We start from the raw sequence: 1,448 nt of genomic DNA on the forward strand, positions 1-1,448 counted from the left end.
GACAAACGCCGTGACAGGGAGAGACGAAACAATCCAGACCCAAAGTGTGTAAATGTTGCTGTGAGCCTCCGTTACCATCGGCAGAGTCAGAGTCAAGGAAGCTGTTGAAAGAGCCTGCAGGGCGGGCGGTGGCTTCCTGAGCTTGCTGTCCCGATGACTCTGATGGCGGAAGTTGTGGCTGGTCATTGCCAGAGCCAGACATCGTAATGATGGCCGCCAGCGGGTGAGCCTGACACCGCTCTTTTTGTGCAATCGGATTAAACGACGATGATTTTATATTCCAATAACTCTTTAAAAGCCAGGCGATAGCGACAACCTCTTCTACAGGTAGCCGTGAATAAGAGGTGAAACTTAGTGGGGTGTTTTTGCTGGTCAGGATCAGTTCGTAACCCACCAGCAGATAATTGGCGTAAAGCCATGGCCACGAAATGGATTCAATGATGGTCGTTTTTTGCGTGCAGCCGTCTGGTCTGACTTGTTTCTTATCAGCCGGTAAATATGATCCTTCATAACCCTTGGTGTAGGCAATGTCTGACATGGTGCCCGACATTGTATGCTGGTCAGGGGTTACAGAAACGTTCCGGTTTGGAAAACCTGTGTTCTGTTCAAACAAGACAACAAAGCGCCACGTCAACGGTTGAGCCTGACAGACGACGGACAATGTCATTATTGACAGTGGTGCTGCGAAGAGTGAGTGTTTAATCATTCTACCCTGGCATTCTGGTGTAAAGAGGGGAAGGATAGATCAAGAGCATAACTCAAGTTATGCAGTGAACCGTTCCTTTGACTGCCCCAGCTCTGCCCCTGCCCCGGTCAGGGCTCTCACGCAGTCGTTATTGCCCTTCCGTGCTGCGATTGAAAGCCGGGGTGGCGTCATTCGAAGTCCGGAAGACGTGGAGATCCGCCCCGGCGTTGATCAGGACTTTTACGCAGTCGATTTTGCCCTTTCGGACTGCGATGCACAACGGTGTGGTGCCATTCGACAAGGCAGCGTTGAGATTCGCCCCGGCGTTGATCAGTACTTCCACAGAGTCGGTATTGCCCTTCAGGGCTGCGACGTACAGCGGTGTGACACCATGAAGATAGGCAGCGTTGACATCTGCCCCTGCTTCGATCAGGGCTTTCACAATATCGGTATGACCGTTCTGGACTGCAATATACAGAGAGGTAACGCCACCCGTGGTCCGGGCGTTGAAATCCGCCCCGGCTTCGATCAGGAGTTTCACGATGTCGGTATGGCCGTTCTGGGCTGCAAGATACAACGAGGTGACGCCACTCGCACTCCGGGCGTCGGGATCTGCCTTGGCTTCGATCAGGAGTTTCACGATGTCGGTATGGCCCTTCCGGACTGCGATGAGCAGCGGGGTGACGCCACTCGCATTCCGGGCGTTGGGATCTGCCTTGGCTTCGATCAGGAGTTTCACGATGTCGGTATGGCCGTTCTGGGC

2 protein-coding genes are annotated in these 1,448 nt (G+C 53.5%); both read right to left on the reverse strand.

Going from position 1 to position 1,448, the window contains the following annotated elements:
• Positions 1-706, reverse strand: a 706-nt coding sequence (locus tag KDK19_RS17955) for a hypothetical protein (protein WP_257288464.1), incomplete at its 3' end; no start/stop codon positions are given.
• Between the two features lie 127 nt (positions 707-833).
• The coding region (locus KDK19_RS17960) for an ankyrin repeat domain-containing protein (RefSeq protein ID WP_257292507.1) at positions 834-1,448 on the reverse strand (615 nt) is incomplete at its 5' end.

Source organism: Endozoicomonas sp. ONNA1, assembly GCF_024606325.1.
Taxonomy (GTDB): Bacteria; Pseudomonadota; Gammaproteobacteria; order Pseudomonadales; family Endozoicomonadaceae; genus Endozoicomonas_A.